This window comes from Aequorivita sp. 609, assembly GCF_014212065.1.
In the GTDB taxonomy this organism is placed as follows: Bacteria; Bacteroidota; Bacteroidia; order Flavobacteriales; family Flavobacteriaceae; genus Aequorivita; species Aequorivita sinensis.
In genome coordinates this window covers 47257-63891 of sequence record NZ_JACJVM010000035.1, presented here as the reverse complement: position 1 = coordinate 63891, position 16635 = coordinate 47257, and the positions used below count along the sequence as shown (strand labels likewise).

The window sequence follows — 16635 nt, the reverse complement described above, 5'->3', positions numbered from 1 at the left end:
AATAATTGTGCCTGAAATAAAAAAGAGCTTACGGATCTATTCTTTCTATCTGTAAGCCTAGAATTATATTGTCAAAAATTAATAAAGAAATTAGTTGTTTTTTATCTCAGTTCTTTGTTAGTTATAAACGCTTGGGACGATCCTATTTTAGGCAAGGAAGATCATCCTATTGCTATGGCTGAGCAGCATAAATATCTATATCTAGAAACTCCTCATCACGGAGGGCATTGTGCTTTCCCTTTAAAAATTTCAAAGCATCCCTATTCTGTAGTTCGCGCTTTTGAGTTCTTTAAGAACAATACATGATAAGATCGGTACGATTGGATTTAGATAGAAATTTCTGATCTTAATTTTGGTGAATGAATTTTTGAGATTACCAACCACCGCTAGCACCACCACCGCCAAAGCCACCGCCACCGAAGCCGCCGCCAAAGCCGCCTCCGCCACCGAAACTTCCGCCGCCTCCAAAGCTACCACCGCCACCTCCAAAACCTCCACGGCCAAGACTACTTAGCACGATAATATCTAATAGGGTTCCACGTCCGCCACCACGACCTCCACGACCACCTTTATTCATTAGGGCGATTATAATGATGATAAATAGGAAGATTAGAAAAAATGGAATAGGAGCAGCATCCTTTTTTCCAAAATCACGTTCTTCTTTAAACTCACCTTTTAAAGCTGCAAAAATGGCATCACTACCTTGATCAAGACCAGCGTAGTAGTCGCCAGCTTTAAAATTTGGGATGATAATTCGATTAATGATTCGCTCAGCCATTAAATCGGTTACACGATATTCTATTCCATACCCGGTATTAATATCTACTCTTCGATCGTCTTTGGCTAGCGTTATTAAAATTCCATTATCCTCACCCTTCTGACCGATACCCCATTTTTGTCCCCATTCGGCACCAAGCATGGAAATATCCTCACCATTAGTAGAACCAATAATAATACAAACAATCTGGGTAGAAGTTGAATCGGCATAACGAATTAACTTACTTTCTAACGCCGATTTTTGGGATGGCGTTAGAAGATTTATATAATCGTAAACCGAAGTTTCAACTGCAGGCTTAGGCGGAATTTCGTATTGCGCCAATACATTTCCAGAGATAAGCCAAGCAATGAAAAATACGAGAATTGTGGAATATTTCTGAATTCTAATCATTTATATTTTTTTTACAAACTATCCTACAGAGATGTCGTCTGGAAGTTCGTTTTTATCATCTTTTTTATAAGGGAAATGTTTTTTCAGCTGTTGTCCAGCTTTTAAAATTCCATCTACTAAACCTTGTTTCATATCACCATTTTTAAAGTGATTAATGATTACGTCTTTAGTGCCTTCCCAAAAGTTTTGACCAACAACGTCATTGATGCCTTTGTCGCCCATAATTACTAATGTGCGGTCTTCTACAGCTACGTAAATTAACACTCCATTACTTTCTTTAGTGTTGTGCATATTAAGCATTTCAAACACTTCTGTAGCTCTATCAAAAGCATCAATGTGTTCAAGGGGTTCTTCAGAAGATATCGATTTTGATTCAAGGTGAACCCTAATTTCACCTGATGTATTCTTTTCTGCTATTCGAATAGCTTCAACAATTGCAGATTCTTCTTCTGAAGTAAGAAAGTCTTCTACTCTAGACATATTTTGGTTAGTTTAAATTATTTGAAATATTTTCGGCAAATAGTGATTAATAGCAATCTAAACTGCTGAACCAAGCCGAAATAATTTCAGAAAAAAGATTTTTATTTGTCCGATCCGAAGTCAAAATTCACCTCAGGAGCGCTTTCGGTTCCATCGTCTGCTTTAAAGTAGGCTTTTTCATTGAAACCTAAGATGCTAGCAAAGAATTTTGTTGGAAACTGTTTTACCTCTGTATTGAACACTCTAGCCTCTTCGTTAAATCTATTACGCTCCACGTTAATTCTGTTTTCTGTACGTTCCAACTCGTTGATTAATTCCTTAAAGTTTTCGTTTGCCTTTAAGTCTGGATAGCGTTCAAAAACGGCTAATAAACGCGAAAGAGCAGAAGTAAGCCCTTGTTGAGCTTGTTGGAACTGTGCTAATTGCTCAGGTGTAACGTTAGAAGGGTCGATGTTTATAGAAGTTGCTTTACTTCTTGCTTCTGTTACTTTAATCAAAGTTTCCTGCTCAAATTCGGCGTAACCTTTAGCGGTGTTAACAATGTTAGGAATAAGGTCTGCTCTTCGTTGGTATGAGCTCTCTACGTTAGACCATTGTGCAGTAGCTTTTTCGTCTAATACTACTAGTTTGTTATTTACTTTTGCTAAGTATAATCCAATCAATAGAATTCCACCAAGGATTATAATTATTGGTAACCATTTTTTCATAATGAGGTTGATTTTTAGAGTTGTTCTTTAATTTTAATTAGTTCTGCTTTTACCGATTCCAATTTGCGAATAATTTCAAATTGATCTAGTGTTTTCTTTTTATTTTCTTTTAAATGAATTTTTGCACCCTCCAAAGTAAATCCGCGCTCTTTAACCAAATGATAGATAAGTTCAAGATTCTTGATGTCTTCTTGTGTGAACTTTCTGTTTCCTTTAGCGTTTTTTTTCGGTTTTAAAACGTCAAATTCCTTTTCCCAAAACCGTATTAACGATGTGTTCACATCAAAAGCTTTGGCAACTTCGCCAATGCCGTAATACATTTTTTCTGGGAGGTCTATGTGCATTATTTAATTTAAGAGTTAATAATGTTTTAAGTTGTATAATGGGTTAGATTAATCGAGAGACTGGTTTTCTTCTTGTGATTTTCTCAAAATGTCAGCAAATTCTTCCGCAGTTAAACTTCCATAATAAAAGTTTATTGGGTTAATGCGTTCACCGTCTTTAAACACTTCATAATGGCAGTGTGGCGCCTGACTTCTACCAGTACTTCCTACAAATCCGATAATATCACCACGCTGCACTTTTTGCCCAACTTTCACATTGTATTTGTATAAGTGCGCATATAGGCTTTCATATCCATAACCGTGGTCTATTACTATATGGTTTCCGTAGCCACTTGCCGTGTTATCGGCGCGTGCTATTCTTCCATTTCCTGTTGCGTAAATTGGAGTTCCCCTTGGTGCGGTGAAATCCATACCATAATGAAATTTACGTGCTTTTGTAAATGGGTCTGTTCTATAGCCATATCCAGAAGCCATTCTAGTTAAATCTTTGTTTTTAACCGGCTGAATTGCTGGAATTGCCTCTAATAACTTTTCTTTTTCTTCAGCCAATTTAGCTATTTCATCTAAGGATTTAGATTGGATGACGATTTGTTTTGTCAAGATATCTAAATTGCGTGAAGAGTTTATGATTAGCTTAGAATTATCAAAACCTTCTAAATCTTTATATCGGTTTATCCCTCCAAAACCTGCTTTACGCTGTTCCTCTGGGATAGGGTTTGCTTCAAAATATATACGGTACAAATTGTTGTCTCTTTCTTCAACCTCAGATAAAACAGCTTGTGCTTGCTCCATTTTTCTGTTTAAAAGCTCGAACTGCAATTGCATATTATGAAGCTCGCGCTGTAAGGACAACTCTTTAGGAGTTTGAACCGAGGGAAGGTTTAGGTAAATGATGAGAAGTATAAAACCACTCAAGAACATCCCTAGAATACTTAAAGCGAAGATTTTTATTTTTCTCCCTTTTTTCTTCTCTATTTTTTTATACGAAAGTGTTTCGCTATCGTAATAATATTTAACCTTAGACATGCGTTAAAAAATTGCTATTTTTGCGCGTTGATTGTCAGCGCGAAGTAAAGGTAACGTTTTTACAAATATAGAAATTGTTTGCTAGTGCGCCTAACCAATAATTTTAGCATAATTTTATAATAAATTGAAACATCTTATCTGAAATCTTAAGATAATTAAAAAGTTTAGGCAAAGGATGAGACAAGACCTTCAGAATTAAATAAAAACAAAACATGAAGTCAAAGGAAATACGTTCCAAATTTTTAGAGTTTTTCAAGTCGAAAGAACACCTTGTAGTTCCATCGGCACCAATGGTTGTGAAAAACGATCCAACGTTAATGTTCATTAATAGTGGGATGGCCCCGTTTAAAGAATATTTTTTAGGCAATGGTAAGCCAAAGAGTAACCGTATTTCCGATACACAAAAATGTCTTCGCGTAAGTGGAAAACACAACGATCTTGAAGAGGTGGGGATGGATACTTACCACCATACTATGTTCGAGATGTTGGGGAACTGGAGTTTTGGAGATTACTTTAAAAAAGAAGCAATCGAATGGGCCTGGGAACTTTTAACCGAAGTCTATAAAATAGATAAAGACATTCTTTACGTAACGATTTTTGAAGGTGACGAAAGCGAAGGCTTAGAGCGCGATACTGAAGCTTATAATCTTTGGAAACAATTTGTTCCCGAAGATCGAATTCTAAACGGAAACAAAAAAGATAACTTCTGGGAAATGGGAGATCAAGGACCTTGCGGACCTTGTAGTGAGATTCACGTAGATATTCGATCTGCCGAAGAAAAGGCAAAAATTTCAGGAAAAGACTTAGTAAACCAAGACCATCCACAAGTTGTTGAGGTTTGGAATTTGGTTTTTATGCAATTCAATAGAAAAGCAAACGGAAGTCTTGAAAAATTAGCTGCTCAACACGTTGATACTGGAATGGGCTTCGAGCGTTTATGTACGGTTTTACAAAATAAAACTAGTAATTACGACACAGATGTATTTACTCCGCTAATTCGTGAGATTGAAGCTATAACTGAAACTAAGTACGGAAGAGACGAGAAAAAAGATATTGCAATTCGCGTAATTGCAGACCACGTTCGCGCAGTTGCATTTTCTATTGCAGATGGGCAGTTGCCAAGTAATACTGGAGCTGGTTATGTAATACGAAGAATTTTAAGAAGAGCAATCCGTTATGGTTTTACCTTCCTAGATAAAAAAGAACCGTTTATTTATAAGTTGGTGGCAACACTAACAGACCAAATGGGAGAAGCTTTCCCAGAACTTGTTTCTGAAAAGAACTTAATGACAAATGTTATCCGCGAGGAAGAACAATCGTTTTTAAGAACATTAGACCAAGGACTAGTTTTACTTGAAAATATAATTGAATCGGCAGATTCTAAGGAGATTTCTGGTAAAAAGGCTTTCGAACTTTATGATACTTTCGGATTCCCGATAGATTTAACCGCGCTTATTTTACGTGAAAGAGGATATTCTTTAAATGAAGAAGAATTTAATGCTGAGCTTCAACAACAAAAAGATCGTTCTCGTGCTGCAACTAAAGTTGAAACTGGCGATTGGATTGTTTTAGAAGAAGATGAAGTTGAAGAATTTGTAGGCTACGATACTTTAAAAACTCGAGTTAGAATTACGAAATATCGCAAAGTAGAAAGCAAGAAAGATGGTGAAATGTATCAGCTTGTTTTCAACCTAACACCATTTTATCCTGAAGGTGGAGGTCAAGTGGGTGATAAAGGATATTTAGAAGCTGCAGATGGTGGTGTAACTTATATTGTTGATACGAAAAAGGAGAACAATTTAATTATACATTTCTCAAAAACACTACCGCGTAACATAGAAGATCCATTTTTGGCTGTTGTGGATGAGAAACAACGCTTTAGAACTGCTTCCAACCACACAGCAACACACTTACTTCATCAAGGCTTAAGAAATATATTAGGCGACCATATCGCTCAAAAAGGGAGTATGGTTCACAGCCGAAACTTGCGATTTGACTTCTCACATTTCGCAAAGGTGACAGATGAAGAGTTAAAGCAAGTAGAAGACTTTGTGAATGCTAGAATTCGCGAAGGAATTGCTTTAGAAGAAAGAAGAAATATTCCTTACCAACAAGCTATAGACGAAGGTGCAATCGCACTTTTTGGAGAGAAATACGGCGATGCTGTTCGCGCAATTAAGTTTGGAAAATCGATGGAGCTTTGTGGAGGAACTCACGTTGGCAACACCAACGATATTTGGCACTTTATTATTACTTCAGAAGGGGCTGTTGCATCTGGAATTAGAAGGATAGAAGCTATTACTGGCGATGCTGCAAAACAATATTTTATTGATAGAAGTGAATCGTTCGCATCACTTCAAAAAGCGCTGAACAACGCTAAAGATCCGGTGAAGGCTGTAGAAAACTTACAAGAAGAAAACAGCAATCTGCAAAAACAGATTCAGCAGTTGTTGAAAGACAAGGCAAAGAATTTAAAAGGCGATTTAAAATCTGAAATAAAAGAAGTAAACGGCATCAACTTCCTTGCGAAAAAGATAGATTTGGATGCAGGCGGAATGAAAGATTTGGCTTTTGAAATGGGCGGAGAGTCTGAAAATTTATTTTTAGTATTTGGTGCAGAAAATGACGGTAAAGCCTTGCTAGCTTGTTATATTTCAAAGGAACTAGCTGCAGAAAAAGATTTGAATGCTGGTAAGATTGTGCGCGAGCTTGGAAAATTTATCCAAGGAGGTGGGGGTGGTCAAGCATTCTTTGCAACTGCAGGGGGTAAAAATCCAGCCGGAATTGATGAGGCTTTAGAAAAAGCTATAGATTATCTGAATTAATATAATCACTTTGTGTGCTCTGCGTCTCTGCAGTAAATTTTATACTGCAAAGGCGCAAGGTATGCGGAGAAGTTTTTAAAATATCATGAAACTTCAAACCGAAATCCCCTTATCGCCTGAAGAAAATCAGATAGATTATTCTTCAAAAATTCTTCTGTTAGGAAGTTGTTTTTCGGAAAACATTGGGGCGAAGTTCGACTATTTTAAATTTCAAAATATTCAAAATCCATTTGGGATAATATTCAATGTTGTTTCACTTGAGAAATTGGTGAGGCGTGCCATTGAAAACAATCTTTTTTCAGAAGAAGATATTTTTCACCACAATGGCATTTGGAAATGTTTTGAAGCGCATTCAGAATTGAATTCACTAAGTAAAGATGAGTATTTGAAGAGTCTTAATGCAGCGCTTCAGAACTTAAGAAGCGCGGTTTTAAATTCAACCCATATTATTATCACTTTAGGTACGTCTTGGGTTTATAAGTATGTGGGAGATTGGTCCTCCAATATTAACCCAGATTCAGATGCGGTTGCTAAACATGAAATTGTAGCCAACTGCCATAAACTTCCACAGAAAAATTTTAAAAAAGAACTTCTTTCAGTTGAAGAGACAACAGGAAGTATTCAAAATATACTAAATAAGATCTCGGAAGTAAATCCCAAGACCATCGTGTTGTTTACTGTTTCTCCAGTAAGGCATGTAAAAGATGGTTTTGTTGAAAACACGATTAGCAAAGCACATTTAATTTCCGCAATCCACCAATCCTTGTCACCTCGAACGGAGTCGAGAAGATTCTACTTTCCATCTTTCGAAATTATGTTGGATGAACTCCGTGACTACAGGTTTTATGCGGAAGATATGCTTCACCCTAATAAAACCGCCATTGAAATTATTTGGCAGAAATTTTCAAAAGTTTGGATTTCTTCAGAAACACAATCCTTGCAAAGGGAAATAGCAGTGATACAAAGTGGACTACTACACAAACCTTTCAACGCTGAAAGTGAGGAGCATCTTCAATTTTTGGAAAAGCTCAAACAGAAAATTTCTTCAGTTAAAGAGCTATTTCCTCACATCCATTTTTAAAAATTCTACTATCTCGCGTCTTAATTCAAAATCTCATTATACGTCAATTGCCTTATTGATATGAGTTTCTTTTAGATGCAATTTTGTTTTTATAATAATTAAACTTCCAAATTGGAAATTAAAACCAAAAATTATGAAAACATTCAACAAGATTTTTTTAGTCTTAATGTCAGTGCTAGCAATAAGTTTAACTTCTTGCAGCAAGGACGACGATGGGGGGCAAGACCCAACGGGTGGAACAGGAACTTTTAAAGCCAAAGTAGATGGAGATTCTTTTAACTCCTTAAACGGAACTGTTGTCGGAGAGATTACTCAATCTGGTCCAACTAAGGTTTTTGCTATTAGTGCAGGAACTTCCGATTCGGAAAATTTACAAATGGTAATCACAACTTTTGATGGGGTGGGAACTTACGATCTAAATTTTACCAATATAGGTACGTATAGTTATTTGCCAGACCCAAGTAACCCAGACCCTAATACGGTTGTCATTTATACTACTGGTAACGGGCAGCCTACAAATGGCGAAATTAAAGTTTCAAGTTTTGAAAATAACATTGCTAAGGGGACCTTTAGTTTCACAGCCTACAATTTAGATAATCTATCGCAATCTGTTTCTGTTACAGAGGGCGAGTTCAACATTGAAATGTCCGTAAATTAGGGTGTTATAAAGCTTATTATCAGATTAAACCGATTTCAAGACGCAGGTTTTGTATTCGGTTTTTTTATTAAACTACTTGCGCTGGATAAACCTACTCTATAATTATTTCTTACTTAGGAATACGTCAATTGCCTTATTGATTTTACCCTCAGACATGATCATATTTGAATAATAAACTAATAACCAAAATATTATGAAGACCTCAAGAAAATTTTACATGCTTTATGCCATTTTGTTCCTAACGTTAAACACTGGTATTGCGCAAAGGGCTGAGCAACCTGATTTTAGATATGATACAGGTGCCAAGATAAATGATATGATATTAACTCAAGGTGGAACAATGGTTGTTGCTACTAATAATGGTTTAGTGGGGATTAAGCCAGGTAGCAACCAACTGTTGTTTAATTTTACCGAATACGGACGCGTAAAACCCGAGGAACTTACTTTTGTGCCAACTGCGCCATACGTTGTAGTTGCGCAAGGTGGGTTCGCTAATTTAACTGCAAAAAAATCTGTTATCGATTATATGTCTGGACAAGTACTTTTTAATACCGAAAGTAATGGTTGGAAAGTTGCTTATAGTTGTGAAGTGAAAATGCCACAGAACAAATTAGTGGTTACAGGGCAACGCCGAGCAGATGAAAAATATGCAACTGCTGTGGCTGTTTATGATTTAAATAGTGGAAAGGAGGATTATCGTTTTAATCTCGGTGAACCTGGAAAAGTTTCTGTGGGTGCAGGAATGCAACCGAGCGGATCTGTTTTATTGTTGAAAGATTACCTTATTGTTCCAACAACTAAAGGATTATTGGCAAAAAAAGCACAGACAGGTGAAACTCTTTGGCAAAATGATATGAAGGATATAAATTGGATGGTAGCTGATGCTAATGAGAACGAAATTTATGCATTCGAAAGTGTAAATCAGGGTAAAAACACCCGAATTCATAAGGTAGGTGTAAATGGAACAGAACTTTGGAAGGATGATCATAAGGTAAAGGGACAAGTAGTAAATTTTGAAATCCTACCAAACGGAATAGCAGTAGTTAGCAATCAAAGTGACGGGGGGAATAACAGCATATTTGCAACGAAAAACGAATCCAATATTGCATTTTTAAGTGCTGCAAATGGGGAAGATCTTTGGGATAAAGCACCCAAAACTAAAGGCTATGTACAGCACTTTTATGTAATGGAAGACGGTATTCTCTTCGGAATTTACCAAGGGGGTATCAATAAGATTTCATTTGATGGACAAACGCTTTTTAAAAAACCATTAAAGACGGGAGAAAATATTTTAACTATGGCGCATACCCCACAGGGATTGATCTATATTACTTCGGAAGACGCTAATATTGTAAATCTGGAAAATGGTGAGCAGGTTTGGCAAAAACCGCTTAAATATAAAAGAGCAGGAGCGGTAAGTTCAACTCTCGACAAAAGGAACAACCGCTATTTAATTAGCGCAGATGAAACTTTGTACGCTGTAGATGCAACCTCTGGTGATGTTAGCATTTTAGCCGAAACTAATTTTGAAGGTAAGGAAGATCCTTCACACGTTGAGATTCGTGATGGCGGTATTTTATTAACCAGCGATCAAAATATGCAATTAATAGATTGGGTTGGCGAAAAGCAATGGCACGAATATTATCGCGCACCTGGTAAAAGTGCTATGGGTGCAGTTTTAGCTGGGGTTGCAGCCGTAGCTACGGCTACGACGGCTGTAGCTGCTGCAAATTCGTCCATGCAGAACAAGCTTGCAGGATATGATGAAGAATCTGAAAGCGATGCAAGATTGGCAGGAGGAATGGCTGCTGCAAGTGGCGCTTCGGTTGCAGAAATGTTGAAACGGTTTAAAGCTACCGCCGCAACTAGAAACGACCAATTTATACTTACTAAACTTGACGATGGTGTTGGCTTGGTGAAAGTTAGTAGAGATACTGGTGCTAAAGAAAAAGAAATTGTATTAAAGGATAAGCAACCGGAATATATAGTGGATGAAATAGGTGGTTTGCTGTATTATAAAGCAGATAATAATTCAATTTTCGCATACGATCTTAAAAAGTAAACGGAATCAAAAACTTTTTTTAACCACGGACGAGGTGAGGAGCGTTCAAGGTTTTGAAACCCCATGGGAATCCATGGGGTTAAATTATTTTGAACATGGCAAATAAGGCGGATGCCCTATACGTTTGATTCAAAAGAAGATTTATCTTTATTTATTAAAAATCCTATGGAAATAGATTTTACAATTCTTTTTATTGCCATTCTTACCCTAATTATTTCAGGAATGTTATGGTGGCACTATATTGTTCGCAAAATGGCTATGCAAATACATTCACAAATTAAGGAGAAAATAAATATAGCTATTGAGCTACATAGTAGCCAGATTGATCTTCGGGCAAAAAAATTGGATAATTATAATTTTTTAATTCATAATTTAGAGCAGGCTTTAATTATTCAGCCCGAAATAACTTTAAAAATATGATTAGATTTTTATTTTGCTTCGTTGGTTTAATACTTATTGAAGCTAACTTATTTGCGCAACCAAAAAAAATCGATAGTCTTAACGATTATGCTATCTCAATCTATAAACAATCCCCTCAGGAAGCTGTAAAGATTTTAAATCAAGCATTACGATTAGCCCAAGATGGTATGTATATTCCTGAAATAGCAAAAACTAAAAATAATCTAGGAATTGTACAGCGAGATTTGGGGGCCTTGGAACTAGCGATGTCATTGTCTAAAGAGGCTTTCGAAGCCAGTCCAGATTCTCTCGTGAGAGCTTCGGCACAAAACAACTTAGGGGTAATAAATAGAAAACTGGGCAATTACGAAGACGCTCTTGAAAACTATATTTATGCCGATAGGATATACGAAAAGATGGGCTTAGAAAAAGAGCAGGCCACGGTGAATAATAATATAGGGATGGTCTATAGCATGTTACAAATGAATGAAAAAGCCGTAGAGTATCACGAAAAAGCGCTTATATTTTTCAAAAAAATTGCTGACAAAAAAGGTATTTCAGAAGCTAAAAACAATATAGCGATTATCCATGCATCTGAAGGTCGATTCGAAGAGGCGCTTTTATATTTTAAACAATCTTTTGCGATTGAGAAATCCTTGGATGATAAAAAAGGAATGGCTGAATCGGTCAACAATATTGGGGGTGCCTATTATTACCTTGGAAGGATAGATTCTGCGGTGCATTACTTTAAAAAATCTGCAATGATTGAAAAATCCATCGGTAATTTTTCGGGAGTAAGTGCTAGTTATAACAATATTGTTCAAGTTTTGCTTGACAAAAATGAATTGAACGAGATTGATGTTTATTTGGATTCGGCCTATCAATTCGCGAGACAAAGTCAAACCGCCGAGGACATTGAGATGTCCCTGCTAAATTATTCAGATTACTATGCAGCTAAAAAAGAAATTGGACCATCCTTTGAATATTATAAAAAATATGTAGCCTTTAAGGATAGTGTTTTAAGTAAATCCAATATGGAGACGTTGCAAGAAATGGAGGTAAAATATGATACCGAAAAAAAGCAAAATGAAATTCTACAACAACGTGCCCAACTAGCAGAAAAGGAAATGGAGGTACGCCGAAAAAATACTTTTATTTTCGGCAGTCTCGGCCTAGCTTTGGTTCTCGGGCTGCTGGGCTATTTACTCTATAATCAGCAGAAACTTAAAAACCACCAACTTCAAAAGGAAAGTGAGTTAAAAACGGCTTTGGCAAAAATTGAAACCCAGAATAAACTGCAAGAACAGCGTTTGCGTATTTCTCGAGACCTTCACGACAATATTGGAGCACAGCTCACTTTCATCATATCTAGTATTGACAACCTAAAATTCGGCTTTACAGATATTGGTGAAAAACTTGGCAACAAACTTAGCGCTATTAGCGTCTTTACCTCCCAGACCATTTATGAACTCCGCGATACCATTTGGGCGATGAACAAAGAGAGAATAACTTTTGAGGATTTACAAGCGCGAATAGCAAACTTTATTGAGCAAGCAAAAAATGCATCGGAAAATACCGAGTTCTCATTTAACATTGAAGAAAGTGTTGACGAAACACATGTGTTCTCGTCTGTTGAAGGAATGAATATTTACAGAATCATTCAAGAGGCGGTAAACAATTCATTGAAATATGCCCTTGCCGACGAAATCGAGGTAAATATTTCAAAAGAAGGTGAGCAGTACCAAATTGAGATTGCCGATAACGGCAAAGGATTTAATCTCGAGACAATCGATATGGGCAACGGCCTTAATAATATGAAAAAACGCGCCCGGGAGATTGATGGTACACTTGAAGTTCAAACCTCTAAAAATGGAACTTCTATTTTGCTGAGGTTGGCAAAACCATTTACAGAAGGATAAATTAATACGGCAAATGCCCTATTTTACGGTTGTCTTTTTTGAGCTAAATTCATTATCTTTAAACGACTAACCGAAAATATAATGTTGAAACTCGCTATTGTTGACGATAACTCCTTCCTTATTCATGCCATAAAGGAAAAATTATCTTTTTTTGAAGATGTTTCGGTGATTCACACCTCGTTAAATGGCAGTGAGCTGCTTACAAAACTACAGGAAAACCACAATCTCGATTTAATATTGATGGATATTGAAATGCCTGTTTTAAACGGTATAGAGACCACCCAAATGGTAAAGCAGAAATATCCGCATATCAAAATAATTATGCTAACTGCCTTTGACAATGACGAACATATTTTCAACGCTATAAAAGCAGGTGCCGATGGATATTTGCTGAAAGAAATTAACCCCAAAGATTTATACGAAGGTATTTTTGAAACACTAAATGGAGGTGCAGCTATGACTCCTTCTATAGCTATGAAAACTCTAAAACTACTTCGAAATCCTATCGATATTCAAAACCTAAGAGATAAAGAACAAATCTCCTTGTCCGCTCGTGAGGTTGAGGTTTTAGATCAATTAAGTAAGGGTTTGACTTATACTGTAATTGCAGAGCATCTTTTTTTATCGCCTAGCACTGTGCGAAAACATATTGAAAATATCTACAAAAAACTTCAGGTACACAGTAAGATTGAAGCTGTCCAAAAAGCGAGAAACCACAATATTATTTAATACTTTAGACCTTCCCTATCATTTAATACTTAGAATCGGGCATTTTCTATTTCTGTGGTTTGTTTGTAAAACTTTTCTTAATATAAAATATATTGTAGTTTTAGCTTTTACATTTAAAATTTGATACCGAACACAAACCCTTCATTATGAAAAAACTATTGACACTTGCCTTTTTAATGTCGGCAAGCTTTACAATCTCTGCACAAGAGAAAGATCCTGTAATTGATAACATTTTAAAGGAGGCTTACGAAAACTCACAACTAGAAACTCTTGGTCACGAATTAATGGACGACATTGGTCCGCGATTGGTGGGAACCCCACAAATGCAAAAAGCACACGATTGGGCGGTTGCAAAGTACAAATCTTGGGGAATATCTGCCGAGAATCAACAGTATGGTGAATGGAAAGCTTGGGAGCGAGGTATTACTCATATAGATATGGTTCACCCTAGAGTACAATCTTTAAACGGAACTCAATTAGCTTGGAATCCTGGAACATCAAAAAAAGGTGTTACTGCTGAATGTATTATTCTTCCAGAAGTAAAAGATTCTATATCATTTCAAAAATGGCTTCCTAATGCAAAAGGTAAGTTTGTGATGATTGCAATGAAACAGAGCACAGGAAGACCTGATTACAACTGGGAAGAATGGGCAACTCCAGAGTCTTTTGAAAAAATGAAAAATGAAAGAGAAGCTCAAACTAAGGCTTGGAATGAAAATATTAGTAGAACTGGCTACAACCGAAGAAGTATTATTTCTGCATTAGAAGATGCAGGTGCAGCTGGAATTATAGATAGCTATTGGTCTAAAGGTTTTGGCGCTAACAAAATTTTTGCGGCGCGTACTAAGAAAATACCAACTGTAGATATTCAATTGGAGGATTACACTATGTTATATAGAATGGTTGAGCATGGTGATAAACCTAAAATAAATATAATAGCACAATCTAAAGACTTAGGTGTAGCTCCTGCTTTCAACACTATTGCTGAAATTAAAGGAACTGAAAAACCCGACGAATATGTAATTCTTTCTGCTCATTTTGATTCGTGGGATGGAGGAACAGGTGCTACAGACAACGGTACTGGAACTCTTGTAATGATGGAAGCAATGCGTATTTTGAAAAAAGTGTACCCAAATCCTAAACGCACAATTCTAGCTGGGCATTGGGGAAGTGAAGAGCAAGGACTAAACGGATCTTCTGCCTTTGTTGCTGATAATCCAGAAATCGTAAAAAATATGCAAGCAGCTTTTAATCAAGATAACGGTACAGGGAGAGCTGTTAAAATTAACGGAGCAGGATTCTTACACTCTTACGATTATATTTCCCGTTGGTTAGCTGCAGTACCAGACACTATTAGCAAGCATATTGAAACAACTTTTCCAGGATGGCCGTCAAGTGGAGGTTCAGACAATGCTAGTTTTGTAGCTGCGGGTGCACCTGCTTTTAATTTGAGCTCTTTAAGCTGGAGTTATTGGAACTATACTTGGCACACCAACTTAGATACCTACGATAAAATTGTTTTTGACGATGTGCAACACAATGCTATTCTAGCTGCAATCATGGCTTATAAAGCTTCGGAAGATCCAGAGTTTACCTCTAGAGAGCAAATAAACCTTCCAATTAATAAACGAACTGGCGAGCAACAAAAGTGGCCTACGCCAAGAACTCCAGAAAGAAAAGGAGGAATGTAAACCTTAAATGCACCAAGTAAAAAATCCCATATTCCAAAGTATTCAATTGGAATTTGGGATTTTTTTATTTTTATAGAATTGAGAACTATAAATGTAATAGGTTTCGACTTTAGTTTATCCTGAGCCAAGTCGAAGAGCTCAACCTGACTTTGTTAAATGTTAAAAGCTTTTTTTACTTTATCGACATATTCCAATTTTTCCCAAGTGAAAAGCTCAACTTCTTTTTCTACTTTTCCGTTGTACGGGCTTTCAAAAGTTTTAGTGATGGTTTGAGGAGTTCTTCCCATATGTCCATAAGCAGCCGTTTCAGAATAAATAGGCTCTCTAAGTTTTAATCTTTTTTCAATTGCAGCTGGGCGCATGTCAAAAATCTTTGCCACTTCTTTAGCAATCTCACCATCAGTAAGATTTACGTTTTTAGAGTTGTAAGTGTTTACTAAAATTGAAGTAGGTTCTACTACACCAATAGCATAACTTACCTGTACCAAAATCTCATCAGCTACACCTGCAGCAACAAGGTTTTTAGCAATATGTCTAGCCGCATAAGCTGCACTTCTATCAACTTTACTTGGGTCTTTTCCGCTAAAAGCACCACCACCGTGAGCACCTTTTCCACCGTAAGTATCAACGATTATTTTTCTTCCTGTTAAGCCTGTATCTCCGTGTGGTCCACCAATCACGAATTTTCCAGTTGGATTAATATGATAAGTAATATCATCGTTAAATAATTTTTGAACGTGCTCAGGGAATTGCTTCTTAACGCGAGGAATAAGAATTTTCTTTACGTCATTTTCAATTTTTTTAAGCATAACCTTGTCGTCCTCATCAAAGTCGTCGTGCTGTGTAGAAACAACAATTGTAACAATTTTTTGTGGAATATTGTCATCGCTGTATTCAATTGTAACCTGGCTTTTTGAATCGGGACGCAAATACTTTATTTCGTCCTCTTCTCTTCTAAGCGCTGCCAATTCATACATTATTTTGTGTGAGATATCCAATGCCAAAGGCATATAATTCTCTGTTTCTTTGGTAGCATAGCCAAACATCATTCCTTGGTCTCCAGCACCTTGTTCCTCTTTATTTTCGCGATCTACACCTTGGTTAATATCTTGAGATTGTTCGTGAATTAATGAAATTACCCCACATGAATCCCCACTAAATTGATACGCGCCTTTAGTGTAACCAATTTTATTAATTACATCACGGGCAATCGTTTGTACATCTAGATAAGTATTGCTTTTTACTTCTCCAGCAAGAACAACCTGACCGGTGGTAACTAAGGTTTCACAAGCAACTTTACTTTCTGGGTCGAAAGCTAAAAAATTATCTAAAAGCGCATCACTAATTTGATCTGCAACTTTGTCTGGATGTCCTTCAGAAACGCTTTCTGATGTAAATAAATAAGCCATAATCTGTATTAAATTTTTAAAAAACATTAAAAACGACCTAGAATAAAATGTTTTAAGACTTGCCTAATGGCTTATGACATACATTTATGTGAATAGCCTAAAGTCCTATATTTTATAGTCTTAAGTCATTTATTTAA

15 protein-coding genes are annotated in these 16635 nt (G+C 36.5%); 9 read left to right on the top strand and 6 right to left on the bottom strand.

Annotated features, from left to right (window positions below; genetic code table 11):
- Positions 1-114 precede the first annotated feature (114 nt).
- A complete protein-coding gene (locus H4O20_RS12060; protein WP_185099402.1) occupies positions 115-306 on the top strand; it encodes a hypothetical protein in 192 nt (63 codons plus the stop codon).
- Between the two features lie 67 nt (positions 307-373).
- On the opposite strand, the gene H4O20_RS12055 is transcribed toward H4O20_RS12060, so the two are convergent.
- The 5 genes from H4O20_RS12055 to H4O20_RS12035 all read right to left on the bottom strand — a co-directional run bounded on the left by H4O20_RS12055 (position 374) and on the right by H4O20_RS12035 (position 3725).
- Positions 374-1168 (bottom strand): YgcG family protein, encoded by a 795-nt coding sequence (locus H4O20_RS12055; protein ID WP_185099401.1) that lies wholly within the window; start codon positions 1166-1168, stop codon positions 374-376.
- An 18-nt stretch (positions 1169-1186) separates the two neighbouring features.
- On the bottom strand, positions 1187-1648 hold the full coding sequence (locus H4O20_RS12050) for a TPM domain-containing protein (protein ID WP_139855946.1): 462 nt from the start codon (positions 1646-1648) through the stop codon (positions 1187-1189).
- 101 nt (positions 1649-1749) lie between these two features.
- A complete protein-coding gene (locus tag H4O20_RS12045; protein WP_185099400.1) occupies positions 1750-2355 on the bottom strand; it encodes a LemA family protein in 606 nt (201 codons plus the stop codon).
- Between the two features lie 14 nt (positions 2356-2369).
- Positions 2370-2699, bottom strand: a complete 330-nt coding sequence (locus H4O20_RS12040; RefSeq protein WP_139855948.1) for a MerR family transcriptional regulator — start codon at positions 2697-2699, stop codon at positions 2370-2372.
- A 48-nt stretch (positions 2700-2747) separates the two neighbouring features.
- Positions 2748-3725, bottom strand: a complete 978-nt coding sequence (locus tag H4O20_RS12035; protein WP_139855949.1) for a M23 family metallopeptidase — start codon at positions 3723-3725, stop codon at positions 2748-2750.
- Between the two features lie 212 nt (positions 3726-3937).
- On the opposite strand from H4O20_RS12035, the gene alaS reads away from it, so the two are divergent.
- From alaS to H4O20_RS11995, 8 genes are all read left to right on the top strand, one after another.
- Complete coding sequence (alaS, locus tag H4O20_RS12030) at positions 3938-6550, top strand: alanine--tRNA ligase (RefSeq protein WP_185099399.1); 2613 nt, start codon at positions 3938-3940, stop codon at positions 6548-6550.
- Positions 6551-6635: 85 nt separating this feature from the next.
- A complete protein-coding gene (locus H4O20_RS12025) occupies positions 6636-7631 on the top strand; it encodes a GSCFA domain-containing protein (RefSeq protein ID WP_185099398.1) in 996 nt (331 codons plus the stop codon).
- A 133-nt stretch (positions 7632-7764) separates the two neighbouring features.
- On the top strand, positions 7765-8289 hold the full coding sequence (locus H4O20_RS12020; protein ID WP_139855952.1) for a hypothetical protein: 525 nt from the start codon (positions 7765-7767) through the stop codon (positions 8287-8289).
- A 193-nt stretch (positions 8290-8482) separates the two neighbouring features.
- Positions 8483-10351, top strand: a complete 1869-nt coding sequence (locus H4O20_RS12015; protein ID WP_185099397.1) for a PQQ-binding-like beta-propeller repeat protein — start codon at positions 8483-8485, stop codon at positions 10349-10351.
- A 165-nt stretch (positions 10352-10516) separates the two neighbouring features.
- Positions 10517-10771: a hypothetical protein gene (locus H4O20_RS12010; RefSeq protein ID WP_185099396.1), complete on the top strand. Its 255-nt coding sequence runs from the start codon at positions 10517-10519 to the stop codon at positions 10769-10771.
- Positions 10768-12669 carry a tetratricopeptide repeat-containing sensor histidine kinase gene (locus tag H4O20_RS12005; protein WP_185099395.1) on the top strand — a complete coding sequence of 634 codons (1902 nt, stop codon included), beginning with the start codon at positions 10768-10770 and terminating at the stop codon, positions 12667-12669. Before H4O20_RS12010 ends, H4O20_RS12005 begins: the two co-directional genes overlap by 4 nt.
- 81 nt (positions 12670-12750) lie before the next feature.
- Positions 12751-13398, top strand: a complete 648-nt coding sequence (locus H4O20_RS12000) for a response regulator transcription factor (RefSeq protein WP_221442845.1) — start codon at positions 12751-12753, stop codon at positions 13396-13398.
- 146 nt (positions 13399-13544) lie between these two features.
- Entirely contained in the window at positions 13545-15089 is a 1545-nt protein-coding gene (locus tag H4O20_RS11995; protein WP_185099394.1) for a M20/M25/M40 family metallo-hydrolase, read from the top strand.
- A gap of 152 nt (positions 15090-15241) precedes the next feature.
- Here H4O20_RS11995 and metK read toward each other — a convergent pair whose 3' ends face one another.
- Complete coding sequence (metK, locus tag H4O20_RS11990) at positions 15242-16498, bottom strand: methionine adenosyltransferase (protein WP_139855958.1); 1257 nt, start codon at positions 16496-16498, stop codon at positions 15242-15244.
- Positions 16499-16635 lie beyond the last annotated feature (137 nt).